The organism is Catellatospora sp. NPDC049609 (genome assembly GCF_040675365.1).
GTDB lineage: Bacteria > Actinomycetota > Actinomycetes > Mycobacteriales > Micromonosporaceae > Catellatospora.
Genome location: NZ_JBFAOU010000438.1, coordinates 1 through 1,702 on the forward strand (window position 1 = coordinate 1; position 1,702 = coordinate 1,702).

Annotated in this window: 2 pseudogenes; one reads left to right on the forward strand and one right to left on the reverse strand. The window is 67.5% G+C overall.

What is annotated here, in order from left to right:
• Nucleotides 1–526: pseudogene (locus AB0J67_RS40950) on the reverse strand (IS21 family transposase); the annotation flags it as partial.
• Between the two features lie 138 nt (nucleotides 527–664).
• Here AB0J67_RS40950 and AB0J67_RS40955 point away from each other — a divergent pair.
• Nucleotides 665–1,608, forward strand: a pseudogene (locus AB0J67_RS40955) (IS30 family transposase); the annotation flags it as partial.
• Between the last annotated feature and the right edge of the window lie 94 nt (nucleotides 1,609–1,702).

The window sequence follows — 1,702 nt, forward strand, 5'->3', positions numbered from 1 at the left end:
TGAAGCAGCAGTACGGGTCGCGTGAGTACGACAGGACCATGTGAAACGAGTACACCTTCGCGATGCCGACATGGGCCAGGATCGCGCCCTCGTCACCCCAGTCCACCTGGGCCTGCGCGCCGGGCACGACCTCGAAGCGTCGGTGCAGTCCGGCCAGTTCGCCGGGGCCGATGCCCAGCTCCGCCGCGATACGCGGACGGGCTTCCTGCAGATAGATCTTCACCCGCTGGTAGTTGCCGGTGAACCCGTATTGCTCGACTAGACGCTCATGGATCACGGTGCCCTTGAGCAGCAGCTCTGCCCGCAGCCATGCGTCGATCACGTGTGTGAAGGCGGTCAGCGTGCTGCCTCGACGAGCCGGTCGCGGCGCCGGCGCAGGCGGCACGGCGCCGTCCTCGGACAGGTACTTCCTCACCGTCCGCCAGTTCAGGCCGGTCTCGCGCGCGATCTCCGACAGCGTCGCGCCCGACTCTCGCAGCGCCCGGAACCGGCGAAGCTCCATCCACCGCTGCGCGTCCAGAGCCACCGCTGACCAGCCCTTCGCCGATCCCAAGCCGACCAGCGAAGTACGAGCAACCGGCACCTAACCCGGCAAGACGGATATGCCATACCCCTGCACGTTCACTCGTACGCGCCTCTGCACTGCAACGTGTACGCCGACAACGGTGTGCGGGAGATAGGCCGCAGCATCGGACGCGATGCGGGGACGATCTCGCGTGAGTTGCGACGTAACGCGGCGACACGGGGCGGCAAGCAGGAGTACCGGGCCACGGTGGCGCAGTGGAAGGCGCAGCAAGCGGCCAAGCGCCCGAAGAAAGCCAAGCTGGTGTCGAATCTTCGGCTGCTCGAGTATGTGCAGGAGCGCCTGAGCGGCAGCATCCGCAGGCCCGATGGCACGGTTGTCGCCGGGCCCAAGACGCCTGTGTGGAAAGGGCTGAACAAGCCGCACCGGCAGGACAGGCGGTGGGCGACAGCCTGGAGCCCGGAGCAGATCGCCCATCGGCTGAGGATCGACTTCGCCGATGATGAGTCCATGCGCATCAGCCACGAGGCGATCTACCAGGCCCTGTTCATTGAGGGCCGCGGCGCGCTCAAGCGGGAGCTGGTCGCCTGCCTGCGCACTGGACGTGCATTGCGTGAGCCGCGCGCGAGGTCCCGGAACAAGCCACAGGGCCACGTCACCGCGGACGTGGTCATCCGCGAGCGGCCGGCCGAAGCCGACGACCGCGCCGTTCTGGGCACAGGGAGGGAGACCTGATCATCGGCACCGGTAGGTCGGCGATCGGCACGGTCGTGGAGCGCGCCAGCCGATCCACCTTGCTGGTGCACCTGCCACGGCTGGACGGGTGGGGTGAGACGCCGCCGGTGAAGAACGGCCCCGCGCTGGGTGGTTACGGCGCGATCGCGATGAACGCCGCCCTGGCGGTGTCGATGACCCAGCTGCCCGAGCAGCTGCGCAAGACTCTCACCTGGGACCGCGGCAAGGAGCTGTCGGCCCACGCGCAGTTCACGCTCGAGACCGGAACGAAGGTGTTCTTCGCCAACCCGCACTCCCCCTGGCAGCGGCCCACGAACGAGAACACGAACGGACTGCTACGTCAGTACTTCCGACTTGTATTGGGATAGCGGTGTTCGTGATCGGGTTGGCCGCCCGTAACGTGCCGCAGGACGCCGGGCAGGCTGACTCGAGTACTTCCTGCCG